We start from the raw sequence: 335 nt of genomic DNA on the forward strand, positions 1-335 counted from the left end.
ACACCCAAGTGGTTTGTAACCAAGTCTAATTAATCTATCTTGTATAGCTCAGGCTATAGAATAAAAGAAAGAACATTTCGATATCACCGTTAACCTTGATTCAGTTAGGTTAAGTGATACTTAGTCAAATAAGTAAAACTATAAAACAGACTCATATCTAACCCCCTTTGCTGACGACAATAGCGCGATGGCCCCACCTGATCCCTTCCCGAACTCAGAAGTGAAACATCGTTGCGCCAATGGTAGTGTGGTTCGCCCATGTGAGAGTAGGTCATCGTCAGCTCTCTATTCTAGATAAAGCCCCCTTTGCTAACGCGGAGGGGGCTTTTCTTTGT

General features: G+C 42.7%; 1 rRNA gene. It reads left to right on the plus strand.

The annotated features are described in order from the left end of the window. Positions 1–169: 169 nt before the first annotated feature. Positions 170–283: ribosomal RNA gene (gene rrf / locus CXF61_RS02780) — 5S ribosomal RNA — on the plus strand. Positions 284–335: the final 52 nt, after the last annotated feature.

This window comes from Psychrobacter sp. 4Dc (assembly GCF_002836715.1).
Lineage (GTDB): Bacteria > Pseudomonadota > Gammaproteobacteria > Pseudomonadales > Moraxellaceae > Psychrobacter.